Source organism: Streptomyces bluensis (assembly GCF_014650715.1).
GTDB classification, from domain to species: Bacteria; Actinomycetota; Actinomycetes; order Streptomycetales; family Streptomycetaceae; genus Streptomyces; species Streptomyces bluensis.
This window is the reverse complement of sequence record NZ_BMVM01000004.1, coordinates 1-18,623: the sequence shown is the minus strand read 5'-3', so window position 1 is coordinate 18,623 and position 18,623 is coordinate 1. Positions and strand designations below refer to the sequence as shown.

General features: G+C 69.7%; 13 protein-coding genes. 6 read left to right on the top strand and 7 right to left on the bottom strand.

Annotated elements, in window-relative coordinates; translation table 11 throughout:
* Positions 1-13 precede the first annotated feature (13 nt).
* Together IE262_RS12800 and IE262_RS12795 are read left to right on the top strand one after the other, a co-directional pair.
* A complete protein-coding gene (locus tag IE262_RS12800; protein ID WP_189873625.1) occupies positions 14-3,646 on the top strand; it encodes a hydantoinase B/oxoprolinase family protein in 3,633 nt (1,210 codons plus the stop codon).
* A complete protein-coding gene (locus IE262_RS12795) occupies positions 3,627-4,232 on the top strand; it encodes a GTP-binding protein (protein ID WP_134038979.1) in 606 nt (201 codons plus the stop codon). Before IE262_RS12800 ends, IE262_RS12795 begins: the two co-directional genes overlap by 20 nt.
* 123 nt (positions 4,233-4,355) lie before the next feature.
* Here IE262_RS12795 and glpK read toward each other — a convergent pair whose 3' ends face one another.
* The 4 genes from glpK to IE262_RS12775 all read right to left on the bottom strand — a co-directional run bounded on the left by glpK (position 4,356) and on the right by IE262_RS12775 (position 8,658).
* A complete protein-coding gene (gene glpK / locus IE262_RS12790) occupies positions 4,356-5,876 on the bottom strand; it encodes a glycerol kinase GlpK (protein ID WP_189873623.1) in 1,521 nt (506 codons plus the stop codon).
* Positions 5,877-5,916: 40 nt separating this feature from the next.
* Positions 5,917-6,654: an MIP/aquaporin family protein gene (locus IE262_RS12785; protein WP_134038977.1), complete on the bottom strand. Its 738-nt coding sequence runs from the start codon at positions 6,652-6,654 to the stop codon at positions 5,917-5,919.
* 382 nt (positions 6,655-7,036) lie between these two features.
* Positions 7,037-8,227 (bottom strand): lipid-transfer protein, encoded by a 1,191-nt coding sequence (locus IE262_RS12780; protein WP_134038976.1) that lies wholly within the window; start codon positions 8,225-8,227, stop codon positions 7,037-7,039.
* Entirely contained in the window at positions 8,224-8,658 is a 435-nt protein-coding gene (locus IE262_RS12775; RefSeq protein WP_189874061.1) for a Zn-ribbon domain-containing OB-fold protein, read from the bottom strand. Before IE262_RS12775 ends, IE262_RS12780 begins: the two co-directional genes overlap by 4 nt.
* A 425-nt stretch (positions 8,659-9,083) precedes the next feature.
* On the opposite strand from IE262_RS12775, the gene IE262_RS12770 reads away from it, so the two are divergent.
* Both IE262_RS12770 and IE262_RS12765 read left to right on the top strand, forming a co-directional pair.
* The gene (locus tag IE262_RS12770; protein ID WP_189873621.1) at positions 9,084-9,893 is read left to right on the top strand and encodes a M15 family metallopeptidase; all 810 of its coding nucleotides are present in this window, start codon (positions 9,084-9,086) and stop codon (positions 9,891-9,893) included.
* A gap of 47 nt (positions 9,894-9,940) precedes the next feature.
* A complete protein-coding gene (locus IE262_RS12765; RefSeq protein ID WP_229877246.1) occupies positions 9,941-10,477 on the top strand; it encodes an NUDIX domain-containing protein in 537 nt (178 codons plus the stop codon).
* Position 10,478: 1 nt separating this feature from the next.
* Here the strand turns inward: IE262_RS12765 and IE262_RS12760 are convergent, their stop codons facing one another.
* The gene (locus tag IE262_RS12760) at positions 10,479-12,845 is read right to left on the bottom strand and encodes a glycoside hydrolase family 31 protein (RefSeq protein ID WP_189873618.1); all 2,367 of its coding nucleotides are present in this window, start codon (positions 12,843-12,845) and stop codon (positions 10,479-10,481) included.
* A 214-nt stretch (positions 12,846-13,059) separates the two neighbouring features.
* On the opposite strand from IE262_RS12760, the gene IE262_RS12755 reads away from it, so the two are divergent.
* Positions 13,060-15,036: an acetoacetate--CoA ligase gene (locus IE262_RS12755; protein ID WP_189873616.1), complete on the top strand. Its 1,977-nt coding sequence runs from the start codon at positions 13,060-13,062 to the stop codon at positions 15,034-15,036.
* An 85-nt stretch (positions 15,037-15,121) separates the two neighbouring features.
* A complete protein-coding gene (locus IE262_RS12750) occupies positions 15,122-16,018 on the top strand; it encodes a DUF8829 domain-containing protein (RefSeq protein WP_134038971.1) in 897 nt (298 codons plus the stop codon).
* 51 nt (positions 16,019-16,069) lie between these two features.
* Here IE262_RS12750 and ptsP read toward each other — a convergent pair whose 3' ends face one another.
* A complete protein-coding gene (ptsP, locus tag IE262_RS12745) occupies positions 16,070-17,740 on the bottom strand; it encodes a phosphoenolpyruvate--protein phosphotransferase (RefSeq protein WP_189873614.1) in 1,671 nt (556 codons plus the stop codon).
* 78 nt (positions 17,741-17,818) lie between these two features.
* Positions 17,819-18,268, bottom strand: coding sequence for a PTS sugar transporter subunit IIA (locus tag IE262_RS12740; protein ID WP_134038969.1), 450 nt, complete (start codon positions 18,266-18,268; stop codon positions 17,819-17,821).
* Between the last annotated feature and the right edge of the window lie 355 nt (positions 18,269-18,623).

The window sequence follows — 18,623 nt, the reverse complement described above, 5'->3', positions numbered from 1 at the left end:
TCGGAGTGGAGAAGTGACGGGCTGGCAGTTCTGGGTCGACCGAGGCGGCACCTTCACCGACATCGTCGCGCGTCGCCCGGACGGCCGCCTGCTCACCCACAAGCTCCTCTCCGACAATCCCGCGCGGTACGCCGACGCCGCCGTCGCGGGTGTCCGTGAACTCCTCGACGGCTCCCGGGACCCCGTCGACGCCGTCCGCATGGGCACCACGGTCGCCACCAACGCCCTCCTGGAACGCAAGGGCGAACGCACCCTCCTCGTCATCACCCGTGGCTTCCGCGACGCCCTGCGCATCGCCTACCAGAACCGTCCCCGCATCTTCGCCCGCCACATCGAGCTTCCCGAGCTGCTGTACGAACGCGTCGTCGAGGTCGACGAACGCATCGCCGCCGACGGCACCGTGCTCCAGGCCCCCGACCTGGACGCGCTCGCGGGACCCCTCAGAGAGGCGTACGACGACGGGATCCGCGCCGTCGCCGTGGTCTGCATGCACAGCCACCTCCACCCGGCCCACGAACAGGCCATCGGCGAGCTGGCCCGGAGCACGGGCTTCCCGCAGATCTCCCTCTCCAGCGAGGTCAGCCCCCTGATGAAGCTCGTCCCGCGCGGGGACACGGCCGTCGTCGACGCCTACCTGTCGCCCGTACTGCGCCGCTACGTCCAGCACGTCGCCGACGAACTCCGGGGCGTGCGGCTGATGTTCATGCAGTCCAACGGCGGGCTCGCCGAAGCCGGACAGTTCCGCGGCAAGGACGCCATCCTCTCCGGGCCCGCGGGCGGCATCGTCGGCATGGCCCGCATGTCGCAGCTCGCCGGCTTCGACCGCGTCATCGGCTTCGACATGGGCGGCACGTCCACGGACGTCTCGCACTTCGCGGGTGAGTACGAACGCGTCTTCACCACGCAGATCGCCGGGGTCCGGCTGCGCGCGCCCATGCTGGACATCCACACCGTCGCGGCGGGCGGCGGCTCGATCCTCCACTTCGACGGCTCCCGCTACCGTGTGGGGCCGGACTCGGCGGGCGCGGACCCGGGACCCGCCTGCTACCGAGGCGGCGGCCCGCTCACCGTCACTGACGCCAACGTCATGCTCGGCCGCATCCAGCCCGGCCACTTCCCGCGCGTGTTCGGCGCCGACGGCGACCAGCCCCTCGACGACGCGCTCGTCCGCGACCGGTTCGCCGTCCTCGCGCGTGAGATCCGCGACCGAACCGGCGACGACCGCACCCCCGAGCAGGTGGCCGAGGGCTACCTGCACATCGCCGTCGCCAACATCGCAGGCGCCGTGAAGCGGATCTCGGTCCAGAAGGGCCACGACGTCACCCGGTACGCCCTGACCACCTTCGGTGGTGCAGGCGGCCAGCACGCCTGCTTGGTCGCCGACTTGCTCGGCATCCGGACCGTCCTCGTCCCGCCCATGGCCGGTGTGCTCTCGGCGCTCGGCATCGGCCTCGCCGACACCACGGCCATGCGCGAACAGTCCGTCGAGGCCCTCCTGGAGCCCGCCGCGATGCCCGGCGTCCTGCGGACCGCCGCCGACCTGGAGGGCGCCGCCCGCGCCGAACTCCTCGCCGAGGACGTCCCCGAGGACCGCATCCGTGTCACGCGCCGCGCCCAGCTCCGCTACGACGGCACCGACACGGCCCTCACCGTCGAGCTCGCGCAGCCCGCCGCCATGCGGCACGCCTTCGAAGAACGTCATCGCGCCACGTACTCCTTCACCCTCGACCGCCCCGTCGTCGTCGAAGCCCTGTCCGTGGAAGCCACCGGCATCACCGAACCCCCCGATCTCTCCGCCCTCGCCGCCTATGAGGGCCCCACCACCGCACCCCGTCCCACGGCCCCCGAGACCGTCAGCCTCCACACGGGCGGCACCTGGCGCGACGTGCCCCTGCACCGCCGCGAGCAGCTCCCGCCCGGCGAGACCGTCACCGGACCCGCGATCATCACCGAGGCCAACGCCACCACGGTCGTGGACGACGGCTGGCAGGCGGCCGTCACCGGCGACGGCCACTTGGTCATGGAACGCGCGGCGGTTACGGAGAGTTCCGATCTCGACACGAAAGTCGACCCCGTTCTGCTTGAGGTCTTCAACAACCTCTTCATGTCCATCGCCGAGCAGATGGGCGCCCGCCTCGAATCCACTGCTCAGTCGGTCAACATCAAGGAGCGCCTGGACTTCTCCTGCGCCCTCTTCGACCCCGACGGCAACCTGGTCGCCAACGCCCCCCACATTCCCGTGCACCTGGGCTCGATGGGCACCAGCGTCAAGGAGGTCATCCGGCGCCGCGGCGACAACATGCGCAAGGGTGACACGTACGCCGTCAACGACCCCTACCATGGCGGCACTCACCTTCCCGACGTCACCGTGATCACCCCGGTCTTCGACACAGAGGGTGACCGGATCCTGTTCTACGTGGCCTCGCGCGGCCACCATGCCGAGATCGGCGGCATCCAGCCCGGCTCCATGCCCGCGAGCAGCCACACCATCGAGGAGGAGGGCATCCTCTTCGACAACTGGCTGCTCGCCGAGGCAGGCCGCTTCCGCGAGGAGGAGACCCTCCGCCTGCTCAGCGATGCCCCGTACCCCTCCCGCAACCCCAGGACCAACCTCGCCGACCTGCGCGCCCAGATCGCCGCGAACCAGAAGGGCGTCGACGAGGTCGCCCGCATGATCGAGGACTTCGGCCTCGACGTCGTGCAGGCCTACATGAAACACGTCCAGGACAATGCGGAAGAAGCCGTACGGCGCGTCATCGACGCCCTGGACGACGGTGCCTACGCCTACGAAACCGACTCGGGGGCCGTCATCCGGGTACGCGTGCGCGTGGACCGCGAAAAGCGCTCTGCGGCAGTCGACTTCACGGGCACCTCCCCGCAGCTCACCACCAACTTCAACGCACCCCTCTCGGTGGTGAACGCTGCCGTTCTGTACGTCTTCCGCACCCTGGTCGCCGACGACATCCCGCTCAACGACGGCTGTCTGCGCCCTCTCGACATCGTCGTCCCGCCCGGCTCGATGCTCGCGCCCGAGTCCCCGGCCGCGGTCGTCGCGGGCAACGTGGAGACCTCGCAGGCCATCACCGGCGCCCTGTACGCCGCCCTGGGTGTCCAGGCCGAAGGATCCGGGACGATGAACAACGTCACCTTCGGCAACGAGCGGCACCAGTACTATGAGACCGTCGCCTCCGGGTCCGGCGCGGGCGACGGCTTCCCTGGCGCGCCAGTTGTTCAGACCCACATGACCAACTCCCGCCTCACCGACCCCGAGGTCCTGGAGTGGCGTCTGCCCGTTCGGCTCGACGAGTTCTCGGTACGGCGCGGCAGCGGCGGCTCCGGACGCTGGCGGGGCGGGGACGGTGCCGTACGCCGCATCCGGTTCCACGAGCCCATGACGGTCTCCACGCTCTCGCAGCACCGCAGGATCCCGCCCTACGGCATGGCCGGCGGCGCACCCGGAGCCCTGGGAACCAACCGGGTGGAGCGCGCCGACGGGGCCGTCGTACAACTCGGCGGAAGTGATTCGGCGGAAGTCGGCCCCGGCGACGTACTAGTCATCGAAACCCCCGGCGGCGGAGGCTATGGGCCACCGCCGCGTGACCAAGAACCAGCAGGAAGAGAGACCGATGATCTTCGGGCGTTCTGAGCGCGGCAAGTCCCCGGTCGAGCCCGTCACGCTCAAGATCCTGGTGGCCGGCGGTTTCGGCGTGGGCAAGACGACCTGCGTCGGCGCGGTCAGCGAGATCAAACCGCTGAGGACCGAGGAGGTACTCACCGAGGCAGGCCGCCCGATTGATGACACCAGAGGTGTGGAAGGGAAGCGCACCACCACCGTCGCGATGGACTTCGGGCGCATCACGTTCCGCGAGGACCTGGTGCTGTACCTCTTCGGGACACCCGGCCAGGACCGCTTCTGGTTCCTGTGGGACGAACTCGCCACGGGTGCCCTGGGCGCCATCGTGCTCGCCGACACCCGTCGCCTGGAGGACTGCTTCGCCGCCGTCGACTACTTCGAGCGGCGCTCCATCCCGTTCGTGATCGGCGTCAACTGCTTCGACGGCGCCGTGCGTTACCCCGCCGAGGCGGTCCGCCAGGCCCTCGATCTCGACCCCGGCGTACCCGTCGTGCAGTGCGACGCACGTGAGCGGGAATCCGTCAAGGACGTCCTCGTCGCTGTTGTACGGCACGCGATGACCCACGCGGCCGACCACCGCCCGAGCGTGACGACCTGACGCCCGACGGACGAGCACGGCCCGTACCCCCGCCGACCGGGGTACGGGCCGTGGGCCCGAGGCACGCGCATACGGGCCCTCATGCGGACGTGCATGAGCGGCACGCGCGCGTGGACTGCGATGTCAGCTCGCGCCGTCCTCGTGCCAGCCGAGGCTCTTCTCCACCGCCTTGCGCCAGTTGCGGTACTCGCGGTCCCGGACGGGTGCCTCCATGGCCGGCGTCCACTCGGCGTCCTTCTGCCAGTGCGACTTCAGCTCGCCCAGGTCGTTCCACACACCTGTCGCGAGGCCGGCCGCGTACGCGGCGCCCAGGCAGGTGGTCTCCGAGACCTTCGGGCGGATCACCGGCACATCGAGGACGTCTGCCTGGTGCTGCATCAGGAGGTTGTTCCCGGTCATGCCGCCGTCCACCTTCAGGGTGGTGATCTTCACGCCCGAGTCCTGGAACATCGCGTCCACGACCTCACGCGTCTGCCAGCTCGTCGCCTCCAGCACGGCGCGCGCGAGGTGTGCCTTCGTGACATACCGCGTGAGGCCGGTGACGACTCCGCGCGCGTCGGACCGCCAATAGGGTGCGAACAGGCCCGAGAACGCGGGCACGATGTACGCGCCGCCGTTGTCGTCCACGCTCGCCGCCAGGGACTCGATCTCGTCGGCGGTTCGGATGATGCCGAGCTGGTCGCGGAACCACTGCACCAGGGCGCCCGTGATCGCGATCGACCCCTCCAGGCAGTACACCGGAGCCTCACTGCCGATCTTGTACCCCATGGTGGTGAGCAGCCCGCTCTTCGAGGGTACGGGCCGGTTTCCAGTGTTGAGCAGCAGGAAGCTGCCGGTGCCGTAGGTGTTCTTCGCCGTGCCCACGTCGTAGCAGGCCTGCCCGAACACGGCCGCCTGCTGGTCACCGAGCGCCGACGCGACCGGCACGCCGGCGAGTTGGCCGACGGCGGTGCCGTACACCTCGGCGGAGGAGCGGATCTCCGGGAGGACGGCCTCGGGGACGTTCATCGCCGAGAGGATCGAGGAGTCCCACTGGAGCGTCTCCAGGTTCATCAGCATGGTGCGACCGGCGTTGGTGACGTCGGTGACGTGCCGTCCGCCGTCGGTACCGCCGGTGAGGTTCCAGATCAGCCAGGAGTCGATCGTGCCGAAAGCGATCTCACCGCGCTCGGCGCGGACTCTGAGCCCTGGCACGTTGTCCAGCAGCCAGGATGCCTTCGGGCCCGAGAAGTAGCTGGCCAGCGGCAGGCCCGTCTGCTCGCGGAAACGGTCCTGCCCGTCCGGGCCGCCGAGTTCGTTGCAGAGCGCGGACGTACGCGTGTCCTGCCAGACGATCGCGTTGTGCACGGGTTTGCCCGTGGCGCGGTCCCACAGGACCGTCGTCTCGCGCTGGTTGGTGATGCCGAGCGCGCTGAGCTGGTCGGCACGCAGGCCCGCCTTGGCGATCGCCCCCGCGACCACCGCCTGCACCTTGGACCAGATTTCGGTGGCGTCGTGCTCCACCCAGCCCGGCTTGGGAAAGATCTGACGGTGCTCGCGCTGGTCGACGGCGACGATCGCCCCGTCGTGGTCGAAGATGATGCAGCGACTCGACGTGGTGCCCTGGTCGATCGCGGCGACGTACTTCTGGGCGTTGTCCGGCATGACGTCCCCTTACGTCAGTTACGTGAGTTACGTCAGATACTCAGAAGGCTGCGTTGTAGATGAGGCCCGCGAGCGCCCCTCCGAGCAGCGGGCCGACGACCGGGACCCAGGCGTAACCCCAGTCGGAGGTGCCCTTGTTGGGGATCGGCAGGAAGGTGTGCACGATGCGCGGGCCGAGGTCACGCGCCGGATTGATCGCGTAGCCGGTCGGCCCACCGAGCGACAGACCGATCCCGACGACCAGCAGGGACACGATCAGCGCCTGGGTGCCGGACTCCCCGAGACCCTTGGTGAGTCCGAAAGCGAGGACAGGCAGGACGAGCGCGGTCGTGGCGATGGTCTCCGTGACGATGTTGGCGACCGGGTTCCGGATCTCCGGGATGGTGGAGAAGATGCCGAGGGTCGGCATCGGCTCGTCCGCCGAGCCCACCTTGGGGACGTTGGCCTGGAACTGCGCGAGGTAGACCAGGTATGCGAGAACCGCGCCCAGCATCGCGCCGACCATCTGCCCCAGCACATACACCCAGACGGTGTCCCACGTGCCGGTGTCCACGGCGATGCCGATGGTGACGGCCGGGTTGAGATGGCCGCCCGACAGGGGAGCGGCGGTGTACGCCCCGGCCAGCACGCCGAAGCCCCAACCGAACGCGATGACGACCCAGCCAGAAGCCCTCGCCTTCGAGTATCTGAGACTGACAGCGGCGCACACACCGGCGCCGAAGAGGATCAGGATCGCCGTACCTATGACTTCGCCGACGAATATGTCTCCGTTGCTCATGGCGGCTCCTTGGCCCTGGGCCGGGTGATCGCCCCCGGCCCTGTGTGCAGGGTGCGTTTCCCATGGCTACGTCCGCCGAAGGCGGGGAGGGTTCCGCACCCCGCCCGGCGTCCATGACGAGCGTCCGTCGCAGCCGAATCGCCCGTGGGGGAGGGCCCGTTACGCAGGCAGGGTGCCCGAGCGGCGCAGTGCACAAAGTCACTCGAAAGCGGCGATGCCGACTGACACCCGGAAGTGTTCACCGGTGCCCAGGGAGCGTCAAGGTCGCGGACGGCAACGGTTGGTGTGGGGATGAGGACTCTCCAGTGCCGCGACCCCTATGGTCGTCAGGTTGACCACCGGCTGGAAGGCGAATCGGAGAGAGCGCCCACCGCCGCAAAGGTCACCGCACCGCGATCACCGACGACCCGTGCCCGAACAGTCCCTGGTTCGCGGTGATCCCCACCCGCGCACCCTCGATCTGCCGGTCACCCGCGTCGCCCCGCAACTGCCAGGTCAGCTCACACACCTGGGCGATCGCCTGCGCCGGAACCGCCTCTCCGAACGAGGCCAGCCCGCCACTGGCGTTCACCGGTATGCGCCCGCCCGGGGCCGTCGCCCCCTCCCACAGCAGCTTCGCCGCCTCGCCCGCACCGCACAGGCCGAGGTCCTCGTACCACTGCAGCTCCAGTGCCGTGGACAGGTCGTACACCTCGGCGAGCGACAGGTCCTCTGGCCCGAGCCCCGCTTCCTCGTAGGCCGCGCGCGCGATGGACGCTCGGAAGGTCTCGGGGGCGGGCTCCACCGCCACCGCCGAGTCCGTTGCGATGTCCGGCAGGTCCAGCACCGTGGTGGGGTAGCGCGGCGTCACCGTGGACACCGCCCGGATCCGTACGGCTTCGGCCGCCCCGTGACGCCGGGCGAACTCCATGCTGGACAGCACCAGCGCCGCTCCGCCGTCCGAGGTCGCGCAGATGTCGAGCAGCCGCAGCGGATCGGCGACCACCGCGGAGGCGGCGACCTCCTCGGCTGTGACCCGCTTGCGGTAGCGGGCGTACGGATTCAGCGTCCCCAAGGCGGCGTTCTTCACCTTGACCTGCGCGAAGTCGTCCACCGTGTCCCCGTGCACCGCCATGCGCCGGCGCGCGTACAGCCCGAAGTACGTCGGGTTCGTCGCTCCCAGAACCCGGAAGCGCAGCCAGTCGGGATCGTCGGGCCGGTCCCCGCCCGCCGGCCGGAAGAACCCCTTGGGCGCGGCGTCGGCTCCCACCACCAGGACGACGTCCGCGAGTCCCGAGAGGATCTGCGCCCGTGCCGTGGCGACCGCCTGCGCCCCGGACGCGCACGCCGCGTACACGCTCGTGACGCGGGCCCCCTGCCAGCCCAGCGCCTTCGCGAACGTCGCCCCCGCCACGTACCCCGGATAACCGCCACGCACCGTGTCCGCGCCGACGATCGAGCCGATGTCCCGCCAGTCGACTCGCGCGTCGGCAAGGGCCGCACGTGCGGCCGCCGTCCCGTACTCGACGAAACTCCTGCCCCATTTGCCCCACGGGTGCATGCCCACGCCGAGGACCGCCACATCACCCGTCATGCCGTCACCCCCTGCGTCCCTGTCGGCCGCCAGTGCCACGTCGTCCAAGTCGTCTCCGCGTCTTCACTGAGTACGCCCGCGACGACCTCCACCTCCATGCCCACCGCCAGATCGGCGACCGTGACTCCGGGAACCGCCTGCCCGAGCACCACGAGGCGCTCGGCGGCCAGTTCTACAGCGACCAACGTGCGAGGTTCCCACGGAAGTTCCGGATCGGACACGTAGGGTGACGGAGGACGGTACCGCCCGTCCGTGTAGGACCACACGCGCCCGCGCTGCGAGAGCGGCACCTCCTCCAACTCGCTCCCACCGCACTCCGGATTGCGGCAGCGGGCGTCCTCGCGCGGGAAGAAGACCGAGGCGCACGCCGAGCAGCGCGTGCCGAGGAGCCGGAAGGCGTCACCCTCCCCGGTGAACCATCCCGTGACCACGGGCGTGCGTGTACGGGCCATAGCCCCTCCCCGGCAAAGCGATCTGCAGAAAAGCTGACGGGACGTCAGAAGTGTGCCACGGGCAACCACAATTCGGCAGGGCGTCACAGTGAACCAAACGCACCCCATTGGCGTCGGAGTATCGGCGGGGGCGTCCGGGGCCCACGGGGGTGGTTCCGGCCGCCCCTCCATGCGGTCCGTATCGCGCTGCGACTGAGGCGACGGCTCAGAGACCGAGTACGCACGTACCGTGTCCGGCCGCAGGACCGTGGGCGGGTCGTCCCGGTCCACCAGCACCCGCCGACTCGTCCCACAGGGCGGTACCACCCCGGGAGCACACGCCCGTCCCGCGCACGCAACGAGCGTGCGCCCTCCGCGCACGGCCATCTGTCGGAAAACCCCGCCGACTGGTACATGGAAGGGCCATGAGGAGACTCACGCCACGTCTGCGCCCCCTGCTCGTCGCTGCCACGTCCCTGCTCGCCCTGACTCTGACCGCCACACCGGCCCGGGCGACACCCGAACCCAAGGCCCCCGAGGCCTTCGTCGCCCTCAGAACCATCGACCCGACCATCCTCCAGGACATCCGCTACTTCACCCGGCACAACTTCGTGGGCGACCGCATAACCGGCTACAAGCAGCCGCTGTGCATCCTCACCCGCCCCGCCGCCGAAGCCCTCCACAAGGCCCAGGTGAAGCTCCTGAAGCAGGGCTACACGCTCAAGGTGTACGACTGCTACCGCCCCCAGCGCGCCGTCGACCACTTCGTCCGCTGGGCCAAGGACCTCGGCGATCAGCGGATGAAAACCGAGTTCTACCCCCAAGTCGACAAGACCCGCCTGTTCACCGACGGCTACATCGCGGAGAAGTCCGGCCACAGCCGAGGCTCGACGGTGGACCTCACACTCGTGAAACTCCCCGCCGGGCCGACCCGTCCGTACATTCCCGGAGAGCCCCTGGTGCCCTGTTACGCACCGCGAAGTGAGCGTTTTCCCGACAACTCCGTGGACATGGGCACGGGCTACGACTGCTTCGACACGCGCTCTCACACGGACGACCCACGGATCACCGGCCAGCAGCGCACCAACAGGCAACTCCTGAAAGGCACTCTGGAAGCCCTCGGATTCGTGAACCTGCCCGAGGAATGGTGGCATTTCACCTACAAACCGGAATCGTACCCGGACACCTACTTCGACTTCCCGGTGGCCAGGAAATCCCTCACCCACGCACATTGAGCCGCCCCCGGGAGACGCCTCTCACGCGATCGGATACAGTCCGCCGCGTGTCCGCAATTCAACAACCCAACGCCAACTCCGCACGGAGCTCCCACTGTTCGAGCTGCGGAGCGCCCTACGGAGAGGGCGTCTCCGGCTGGCCCCGCACCTGCCCGGCCTGCCACACGGTCGCTTACCGCAACCCGCTGCCCGTAGCGGTCGCGCTGCAGCCCGTGTACGACACCAAGGGCACAGCCCTGGTCGTCATCACTCGAACCATCGCTCCCGCGCGCGGGGGCACTGCCCTGCCCGGAGGGTTCATCGAGCAACAGGAGGACTGGCGCGGCGCCGTCGTCCGCGAGCTCAAGGAGGAGACGGGCATCGACGCCCCCGAGCGCGACGTGCGCCTCGCCGACGCGATGAGCTCACCCGACGGCCACCTGCTCCTCTTCGGGCTCCTACCGGAGCGCCCGGCCGCCGGCCTGCCCCCGTCCGCCGCCACGGACGAGACGGAGGGCTGGCAACTGCTGCACAGGCCAGCGGAACTCGCCTTCCCGCTGCACACCCGGGCCGTGCAGGCGTTCTTCGAGGGCAGGTACGTCTGATTCACGGCCGGGCGAGCCCGCGTACCCGCACCGGATACGGGGGCTCGCCCCGGCCGTCGTGCCCGCCCCGCTTCACGACCACCTGCCGCTTCTTCCAGCGCGTCACATAGCGTTCGACCTCCGGTTCGTCCCAGCCCTCTCCCGCGTCGGCCACCACGAGCCCACCCCCGGTCCGGCCGTGGTCCGGCGCCCACGCCTCCAGCTCCAGTCCGCCGTCGGAGCCGCGGACGGGCAGGACGGCGCCCGCGCGCGCGAGCACCGGGATCCGCGACAGAGGCGCCTCGACCAGCACCTGCCCCGGCCCCTCGTACACCTCCTCGGTCACCGTGTCGTACCAGCGCCCCCGCGGCAGCTGCACCGCGCGCCGGTCGGTACCCGGATCCAGCACGGGCGCCACCAGCAGAGAGTCACCGAGCAGGAAGGCGTCCTCGCAGTCGCGCAGCGCCCGGTCCTCGGGCGCGCCCCACCAGACCGGCCGCACATACGGCGCTCCCGTACGCCGCGCCAGATGCGCCAACGTCATGAAGTACGGCAGCAGACGCCGCCGCCCGACGAGCGCCACGCGCGCGTGTGCCAGTACCTCGTCCCCGAACTCCCAGGGCTCCCTGCGCCCCGCCCGCAGACTCGCGTGGGTACGGAACAGCGGCAGATACGCGCCCAGTTGGAACCACCGCAGATACAGCTCCGGAGACGGGCTCCCGTCGAAACCCCCGACGTCGGGGCCCGAATACGGCACCCCGCACAGCCCCAGCCCCATCACCAGCGACAGCGATGCGCGCAGCCCAGGCCAGCCAGTCGCCACGTCCCCCGACCACGTGCCCCCGTAGCGCTGCATGCCGACCCACCCGGAGCGCGAGAACAGAAACGGCCGCTCCTCGGGGACGAGTCTCCGCAGGCCCTCGTACCCGGCCCGGGCCATACACAGTGCGTACACGTTGTGCGCCTCGCGATGGTCACCGCCCCGGCCGTCCAGATCGTGCCGCGCGGACCGTGGCAGCGTGTTCTCCCCGAAGGCCGTGAACGACGTCGGCTCGTTCATGTCATGCCAGAACCCCGCGAAACCCTGTGCCAGCCGCTCCTCGTACAGCCCGCCCCACCACTCGCGCACCTGCGCACGCGTGAAGTCCGGGTACACCGACTCCCCGGCCCACACCACGCCCTCCACGGTCCGGCCCGCCGCGTCCCGCACGAACGCGTCCTCGGCCGTCCCGCCGTCGTACACCTCGTTGCCCGGCTCGGCCCTGACAGCCGGATCAACGATCGACACCAGCCGGATCCCTTCCCGCCGCAGCTCCTCGGCGAGCACCGGCAGCTTCGGGAAACGCTCCTTGTCGACCGTGAACACCTGGTGCGCGTCGTGGTGGTCGATGTCCAGATGGACCGCGTCCAGCGGCAGATCGTGCTCCCGATAGCCCGAGACGATCCGCCGCACCTCCTGCTCGCTCCCGAAGCCCCACCGCGCGTGATGGTGCCCCAACGCCCACGCGGGCGGCAGCGCGGGCGCCCCGGTGAGCGCGGCCCAGGTGTGGAGCACGCGCGCGGGGGTGCCCACCACCATCCAGCAGCGCAACGGGCCGCCGTCCACGCGCAACTCGCTCCTCCCCGCCCGGTCGTGCCCGGAACCGGCGCCCTCCTCACCCTCGCGCAACGTCACTGTGCCGTCCCACGAGGTGTCGTGGAACACCAGGTGTGTGCCCGCGTCGGCCACCACCATCTGCACCGGCATGGTGATGTACAGCGGATCGTCACCGGGAACGAACGTGTGCCCGGGGTCGGTGTTCCACAGGCGGTACGTTCCCTCACGCAGCCGAGGCCCCGACGCACGCCCTCCCAGACCGAAGAACCGCGCGTCGGCCGGCACCTCGGAACGCTGCATCCAGCGCGCCGTGCCCCCAGCCGCCGGCTCCCACCAGCGGGGCGGCAAGTCCCGCCGCAGGAGCACCCCGCCGGGCGTCTGCACCTCGACGGCTCCGTGCCGCGAGACGATGACCGTGACCCGCTCCGCCACCACCCGCCAGGCACCGTCCTTGTCCGGCTCCAGAACGGCCCGTGGATCGGGTTCCGGGCTCCGGTCCGCGAGCGCGTACGAGGGCTCCGGCCCGGCACCGTCCCAGCCCCAGAACACAGCGCCGCTCGCGGTGACGGTGATCTGCAGCTCCGACCGGGCGAACCGGACGACGCCGCCACCGGGCCCCGGCTCCACCTCCCGCACGGGGCCGGGCACCCGCGCTCGCTCAGCTCCCCGCTCGGGCAGCCCGGCTGCATCCGCACGCCTTCTTCGCCATGCGGCCCGCACGGTGCGCAAACCCTGCGCCGCCCCCGCCGAGCCGACCGCCTTCACCGAACGCACCAGGTCACGACCGTCCATGCTGCTCACCCTGCCACTGACTCACCCATGGCGATGAGTCGTTCAACTGCCGTTCACCCGTGGTGGCGGCACATCTTTACGGCACCGACCATGTGCGGCGCACCCTGGTGTAGAAGTCGATCACATGGCATCGTCCGTGTCAGCCGTGTGACGCGCACACCCCAACCCGTGCGCGACAGCCGCATACGACGCGCACAGTCCCGGGAGCCGCCCCATGACCTCAGCGAAGCCCGCACCGCTCTGGCAGCCTGATCAGGAACGCATCGCCCGGGCACAGATCACGAAGTTCCAGGCATGGGCCGCCGAGCACCACGGTGCCCCGGCCGAGGGCGGATACGCGGCCCTGCACCGCTGGTCCGTCGAGGAGCTGGAGAGCTTCTGGAAAGCCGTCACCGAGTGGTTCGACGTACGGTTCTCCACCCCCTACGCGCGCGTACTCGGCGATCGCAGCATGCCGGGCGCCGAATGGTTCCCCGGAGCGACCCTCAACTACGCCGAACACGCCCTCCGCGCCGCCGCCACCCGCGCGGACGAACCGGCACTGCTGCACGTCGACGAGACCCACGAGCCATACCCGGTGACCTGGTCCGAACTGCGCCGCCAGGTCGCCTCGCTCGCCGCCGGACTGCGTACCCTCGGCGTACGCCCCGGAGACCGCGTCAGCGGTTACCTCCCCAACGTTCCCCAGGCCGTCGTCGCCCTCCTCGCCACGGCCGCCGTCGGCGGCGTCTGGACATCCTGCGCCCCCGACTTCGGGGCACGCAGCGTCCTCGACCGCTTCCAGCAGGTCGAACCGGTCGTCCTGTTCACCGTCGACGGCTACCGCTACGGCGGCAAGGAGCACGACCGTCGCGACACCGTCGCCGAACTCCGCCGCGAACTGCCCACCCTGCGCGCTGTCGTCCACATCCCGCTCCTGGGCACCGAAACCCCGGACGGCGCGCTGGAGTGGTCCGCGTTGACCTCCGAGGACGTGGAACCCGTCTTCGAGCAGGTTCCTTTCGACCACCCCCTGTGGGTCCTGTACTCCTCCGGCACCACCGGCCTTCCCAAGGCCATCGTCCAGTCCCAGGGCGGCATCCTGATCGAGCACCTCAAACAACTCGGCCTCCACTGCGACCTGGGCCCCGAGGACCGATTCTTCTGGTACACCTCCACCGGCTGGATGATGTGGAACTTCCTCGTCTCCGGCCTGCTCACCGGCACCACGATCGTCCTGTACGACGGCAGCCCCGGATACCCGGACACCGGCGCCCAGTGGCGCGTGGCCGAACGCACCGGAGCGACCCTCTTCGGCACCTCCGCTGCCTACGTCATGGCCTGCCGCAAGACCGGCGTCCACCCCGCACGCGACTACGACCTCTCCCGCGTGCAGTGTGTCGGTACCACGGGTTCACCGCTGCCGCCGGACGGCTTCCGCTGGCTGCACGACGAGTTCGCAGAAGCCGGGGCCGACCTGTGGATCGCCTCCGTCAGCGGCGGCACCGACGTGTGCTCCTGCTTCGCGGGAGCCGTCCCCACCCTCCCCGTGTACATCGGTGAACTCCAGGCTCCAGGCCTCGGCACCGACCTCCAGTCCTGGGACCCCAGCGGTAAACCCGTCACCGACGAAGTCGGCGAACTCGTGGTCACCAACCCGATGCCGTCCATGCCGATCTACTTCTGGAACGACCCCGACGGTGCCCGCTACCACGACAGCTACTTCGACACCTACCCCGACGTCTGGCGCCACGGTGACTGGATCACCGTCACCTCACGCGGCTCCGTCGTGATCCACGGACGCTCCGACTCCACCCTCAACCGCCAGGGCGTCCGCATGGGCTCGGCCGACATCTACGAAGCCGTCGAGCGCCTCCCTGAGATCAAGGAATCCCTCGTCATCGGTATCGAACAGCCCGATGGGGGCTACTGGATGCCCCTCTTCGTCCATCTCGCCCCCGGAGCCGTCCTCGACGAGGCCCTCCTGAACCGCATCAAACAGACCATCCGCGAACAGCTCTCCCCACGCCATGTCCCCGACGAAGTCATCGAGGTCCCCGGGATCCCGCACACTCTGACCGGCAAACGCATCGAGGTCCCAGTGAAGCGCCTCCTCCAGGGCACACCCCTGGAAAAGGCAGTCAATCCCGGCTCCATCGACAACCTCGACCTCCTGCCCTTCTACGAGGACCTGGCCCGCGAACGCTCCTGAGTCACCCGTTCCCCTGCCCAGCGGGCGTTGTCAGTGCCGCCGGTTACTGTGAGTGAGCATTGATCGACTGCACACAGGGGGAAAGATGGCACACACCCGGCACCAGACCATGCGACGCGTCCTGCGCCGTGAAATCGCCGGCACCATCGGCCTGCTCACAGACGAGCACGATTTCACGGCGATGCGGCGCTACCGCACCTTCACCTTCGACGACCACACCACCTACCTCCAACAAGTCGAGGCCCTGCTCCGGACGCTCGCCTCTCAAGGCAGCCACACCACCGTCGCCCTCTTCGACCCCGAGGAGTACGCGGAATTCTGCGCCGAGACCGGCCTCGAACCCGACGCTCCGGCCAGCCGCACCCGCTTCACGGCCGAACTGGCCGCTACGGGCCCCAGCCTCCCGTACCAAGGACAGCCCCTCGACGAACTCGTCCCCGAACTCGTCGACGAGGCCGTCCGCCAGGCCACATGGCAGTACGCGACCACACTCCTGGCCGGCATCGGCGCCTGCGCATCCTGCGGTGAGGACATCGGACGCGCTGCCTTCCTCCGCGCCTCCGACCTGCTCACACGCATCCTCGACACCGCGGGGCCGGGCGAGCGGCATCTGGTGTGCAGCGTCTCGGCCACACCCGAACCACTCGTCGCCGCTCTATGGGCGGACGAGAAGCCCGACGGCACGATCCACCTCGACGAAACGGAAGGCCTCGAATTCACCACGGTCCTGGCCGTGGGTATCGCCACCCAAAGCGCCGGCGGCCTCGTCGTGCGCGCCAGTGCCCCCGACTCGACCGACCGCGTCTACGGCTGGCGCCTGCGCGGTGAAGGACTCAAACCCCTCACCGCGGGCGAGGTCTTCGACGCCTACTGCACCGACATCGAATCCGGTGACCTCGTTTCCCCTGAATCAGGCGTCGACTACTGCGCCCCACCCGACCTCGGGGACACAGACACGCTGAGGGGAGGCCACGCCCACTGAACGCGCCGGGGGCGCTCCACCCAAAAGGCGGAGCGCCCCCGGCGACTGGCGTTACTCGCCGGACAGCACCGCCTGAGCCGCGTTGCGCGCCTCCTCAGCGGTGTCCGCCGCACGCGCCGCAGCCGCCGCACGCTCGCACTGCGCCAGCGTGTACTTCGCCAGCGTCGCCCGCACATACGGAATCGATGCCGCCCCCATGGACAGCGAGGTGACACCCAGACCGGTCAACACACACGCCAGCAGTGGGTCGGACGCCGCCTCACCACAGACACCGCAGCTCTTGCCCTCGGCATTCGCGGCTTCCGCGGACAGCGCCACCAGGTCGAGCAGCGCGGGCTGCCACGGGTCCTGCAGCCGGGACACCGCGCCCACCTGACGGTCCGCGGCGAACGTGTACTGCGCGAGGTCGTTCGTCCCGAGCGACAGGAACTCGACCTCCTGCAGGATCGACCGGGCCCGCAGCGCCGCCGACGGGATCTCCACCATGGCCCCGAACTTCGCCTGGAGCCCGGCCGCACGGCACGCGTCCGCGAACGCCTTGGCGTCCGTACGGTCCGCCACCATCGGAGCCATGACCTCCAGGTAGACCGGCAACCCCTCCGCGGCCTTCGCCAGAGCGGTCAGCTGGGTCCGCAGCACCTCCGGGTGATCAAGGAGGGTCCGCAGCCCCCGCACGCCCAGTGCCGGGTTCGGCTCGTCCGCCGGGGTCAGGAAGTCCAGCGGCTTGTCAGCGCCCGCGTCGAGCACACGCACGACGACACGGCCCTCGGGGAACGCCGCCAGCACCTGCCGGTACGCCTCGACCTGCTTATCCTCCGACGGCGCCTTCTCGCTGTCGTCCAAGAAGAGGAACTCGGTACGGAAGAGGCCGACACCCTCGGCCCCGGCCTCCACGGCGGCCGGCACATCAGCGGGCCCACCCACATTGGCCAGCAGCGGTACCTTGTGCCCGTCGGAGGTGGCACCCGGACCGGTCGAAGCCGACAGCGCCGCCTTGCGCTCCGCCGCCGCGCCCTCCAACTCGGCCTTCTTCTCCGCGCTCGGCTCCACGAAGATCTCACCTGTGCTGCCGTCCACGGCGATCACCGTGCCCTCGGGCAGATCACCGGCACCCGGCAGCGCGACCACGGCCGGTACTCCGAGCGCCCGCGCCAGGATGGCACTGTGGCTGGTCGGCCCGCCTTCCTCGGTCACGAAACCAAGCACGAGCGTCGGATCCAGCAGCGCGGTGTCGGCCGGCGCCAGATCACGCGCAATAAGAACGTACGGCTCGTCGCTGTCCGGCACCCCCGGCATGGGTACCCCGAGCAGCCGGGCGACGATACGGTTCCGCACGTCGTCCAGGTCGGCCACGCGACCGGCAAGATATTCACCGGCGCCCGCCAGCAGCGCCCGATACGCGGCGAACGCGTCGTAGACCGCGCGCTCGGCCGTGCTGCCGACAGTGATTCGGCGGTCCACGTCCGCCATCAACTCGGGATCCTGCGCCATCATGGCCTGGGCTTCGAGCACCGCCTGGGCCTCTCCACCCGCCAGGTTGCCCCGTGCTATCAGATCGGCCGCCACGGCTTCCACCGCTTTGCGGGCGCGCCCCTGCTCACGCTCCACTTCCTCCGCAGGTATCTGCTTGGCGGGCGGCTCCAGGACCGCCGTTCCCATGTGCCGAACCTCGCCGATCGCCACACCGTGGCTCACACCGACGCCTCGCAGCGTTGTCTCCATCTCACCCGTCTCCGATAGTGCGGCGGATCCCACCGCCGCGGTGGTTGTCCCTGCTTGCCGTCTCGTACGGCGTTGCTGTCACTGCCAGCCGAAAAGTTCGTCGCCGGCCTTGACGTCACCGTCGACGCGGAGACCGGTGAGAGAGTCGGCCGTGGCCTCGATCGCCACGATCGGGCAGATCGGAGACTTGCCCGCAGTCTCGACGGCGGTGGGGTTCCAACGCACCACGGCTTGGCCGCGCGCCACGGTGTCGCCCTTATTGACGAGCAGTTCGAAGCCCTCACCGTTGAGCTGCACGGTGTCGACGCCGAGGTGGGTGAGCACGCCGTGGCCGCCACTGTCGACCACGACGAAGGCATGGGGATGGAGAGATACGACAACCCCGTCCACGGGAGCGACGGCCTCGGAGGCCTCCCGTACGGGGTCGATTGCGGTACCGGGTCCTACCATCGCTCCCGAGAAGACGGGGTCGGGTACCGCGGCGAGTCCGATGGCCCGCCCGGCAAGGGGGGACGTCACGGTGGTCATGGGAAGCCTCCCAGAGGAGATTCATATGGGCCGTCACTGCCTGTCCCGGACGGCGCACTGGGGAGCAGGGTATGTCATATGAACTGCCGGTTCCGTGTGAGTCGTACGGGATGACGGCCGTCGAGCCCCGCGTAATCGGTTTGCGCGCGCTCCAGACCCAGATGTACAGTCGTACCCCTGCTTGGGGCCGAGCGACACGATCAAGTGTCCCAGTCCGGCAGCATCCAACTTGTCAGATCCTCTCTTGAGGTCCCTTCTGCGTGTCCGCAGGACGGTGGTCAGAGAGAAGGAAAAACACTGATAGAGTCGGAAACACCGAAGGGAAGCGCCCGGAGGAAAGCCGCGAGAGAGTCTC

What these genes read in the sequence shown, in the direction of transcription:
- IE262_RS12795 (WP_134038979.1), top strand. Translation starts at nt 3,627, where the DNA reads ATGATCTTCGGGCGTTCTGAGCGCGGCAAGTCCCCGGTCGAGCCCGTC.
- glpK (WP_189873623.1), bottom strand. Translation starts at nt 5,876, where the DNA reads ATGCCGGACAACGCCCAGAAGTACGTCGCCGCGATCGACCAGGGCACC.
- IE262_RS12785 (WP_134038977.1), bottom strand. Translation starts at nt 6,654, where the DNA reads ATGAGCAACGGAGACATATTCGTCGGCGAAGTCATAGGTACGGCGATC.
- IE262_RS12780 (WP_134038976.1), bottom strand. Translation starts at nt 8,227, where the DNA reads ATGACGGGTGATGTGGCGGTCCTCGGCGTGGGCATGCACCCGTGGGGC.
- IE262_RS12770 (WP_189873621.1), top strand. Translation starts at nt 9,084, where the DNA reads ATGAGGAGACTCACGCCACGTCTGCGCCCCCTGCTCGTCGCTGCCACG.
- IE262_RS12760 (WP_189873618.1), bottom strand. Translation starts at nt 12,845, where the DNA reads ATGGACGGTCGTGACCTGGTGCGTTCGGTGAAGGCGGTCGGCTCGGCG.
- IE262_RS12755 (WP_189873616.1), top strand. Translation starts at nt 13,060, where the DNA reads ATGACCTCAGCGAAGCCCGCACCGCTCTGGCAGCCTGATCAGGAACGC.
- IE262_RS12750 (WP_134038971.1), top strand. Translation starts at nt 15,122, where the DNA reads ATGGCACACACCCGGCACCAGACCATGCGACGCGTCCTGCGCCGTGAA.
- ptsP (WP_189873614.1), bottom strand. Translation starts at nt 17,740, where the DNA reads ATGGAGACAACGCTGCGAGGCGTCGGTGTGAGCCACGGTGTGGCGATC.
- IE262_RS12740 (WP_134038969.1), bottom strand. Translation starts at nt 18,268, where the DNA reads ATGACCACCGTGACGTCCCCCCTTGCCGGGCGGGCCATCGGACTCGCC.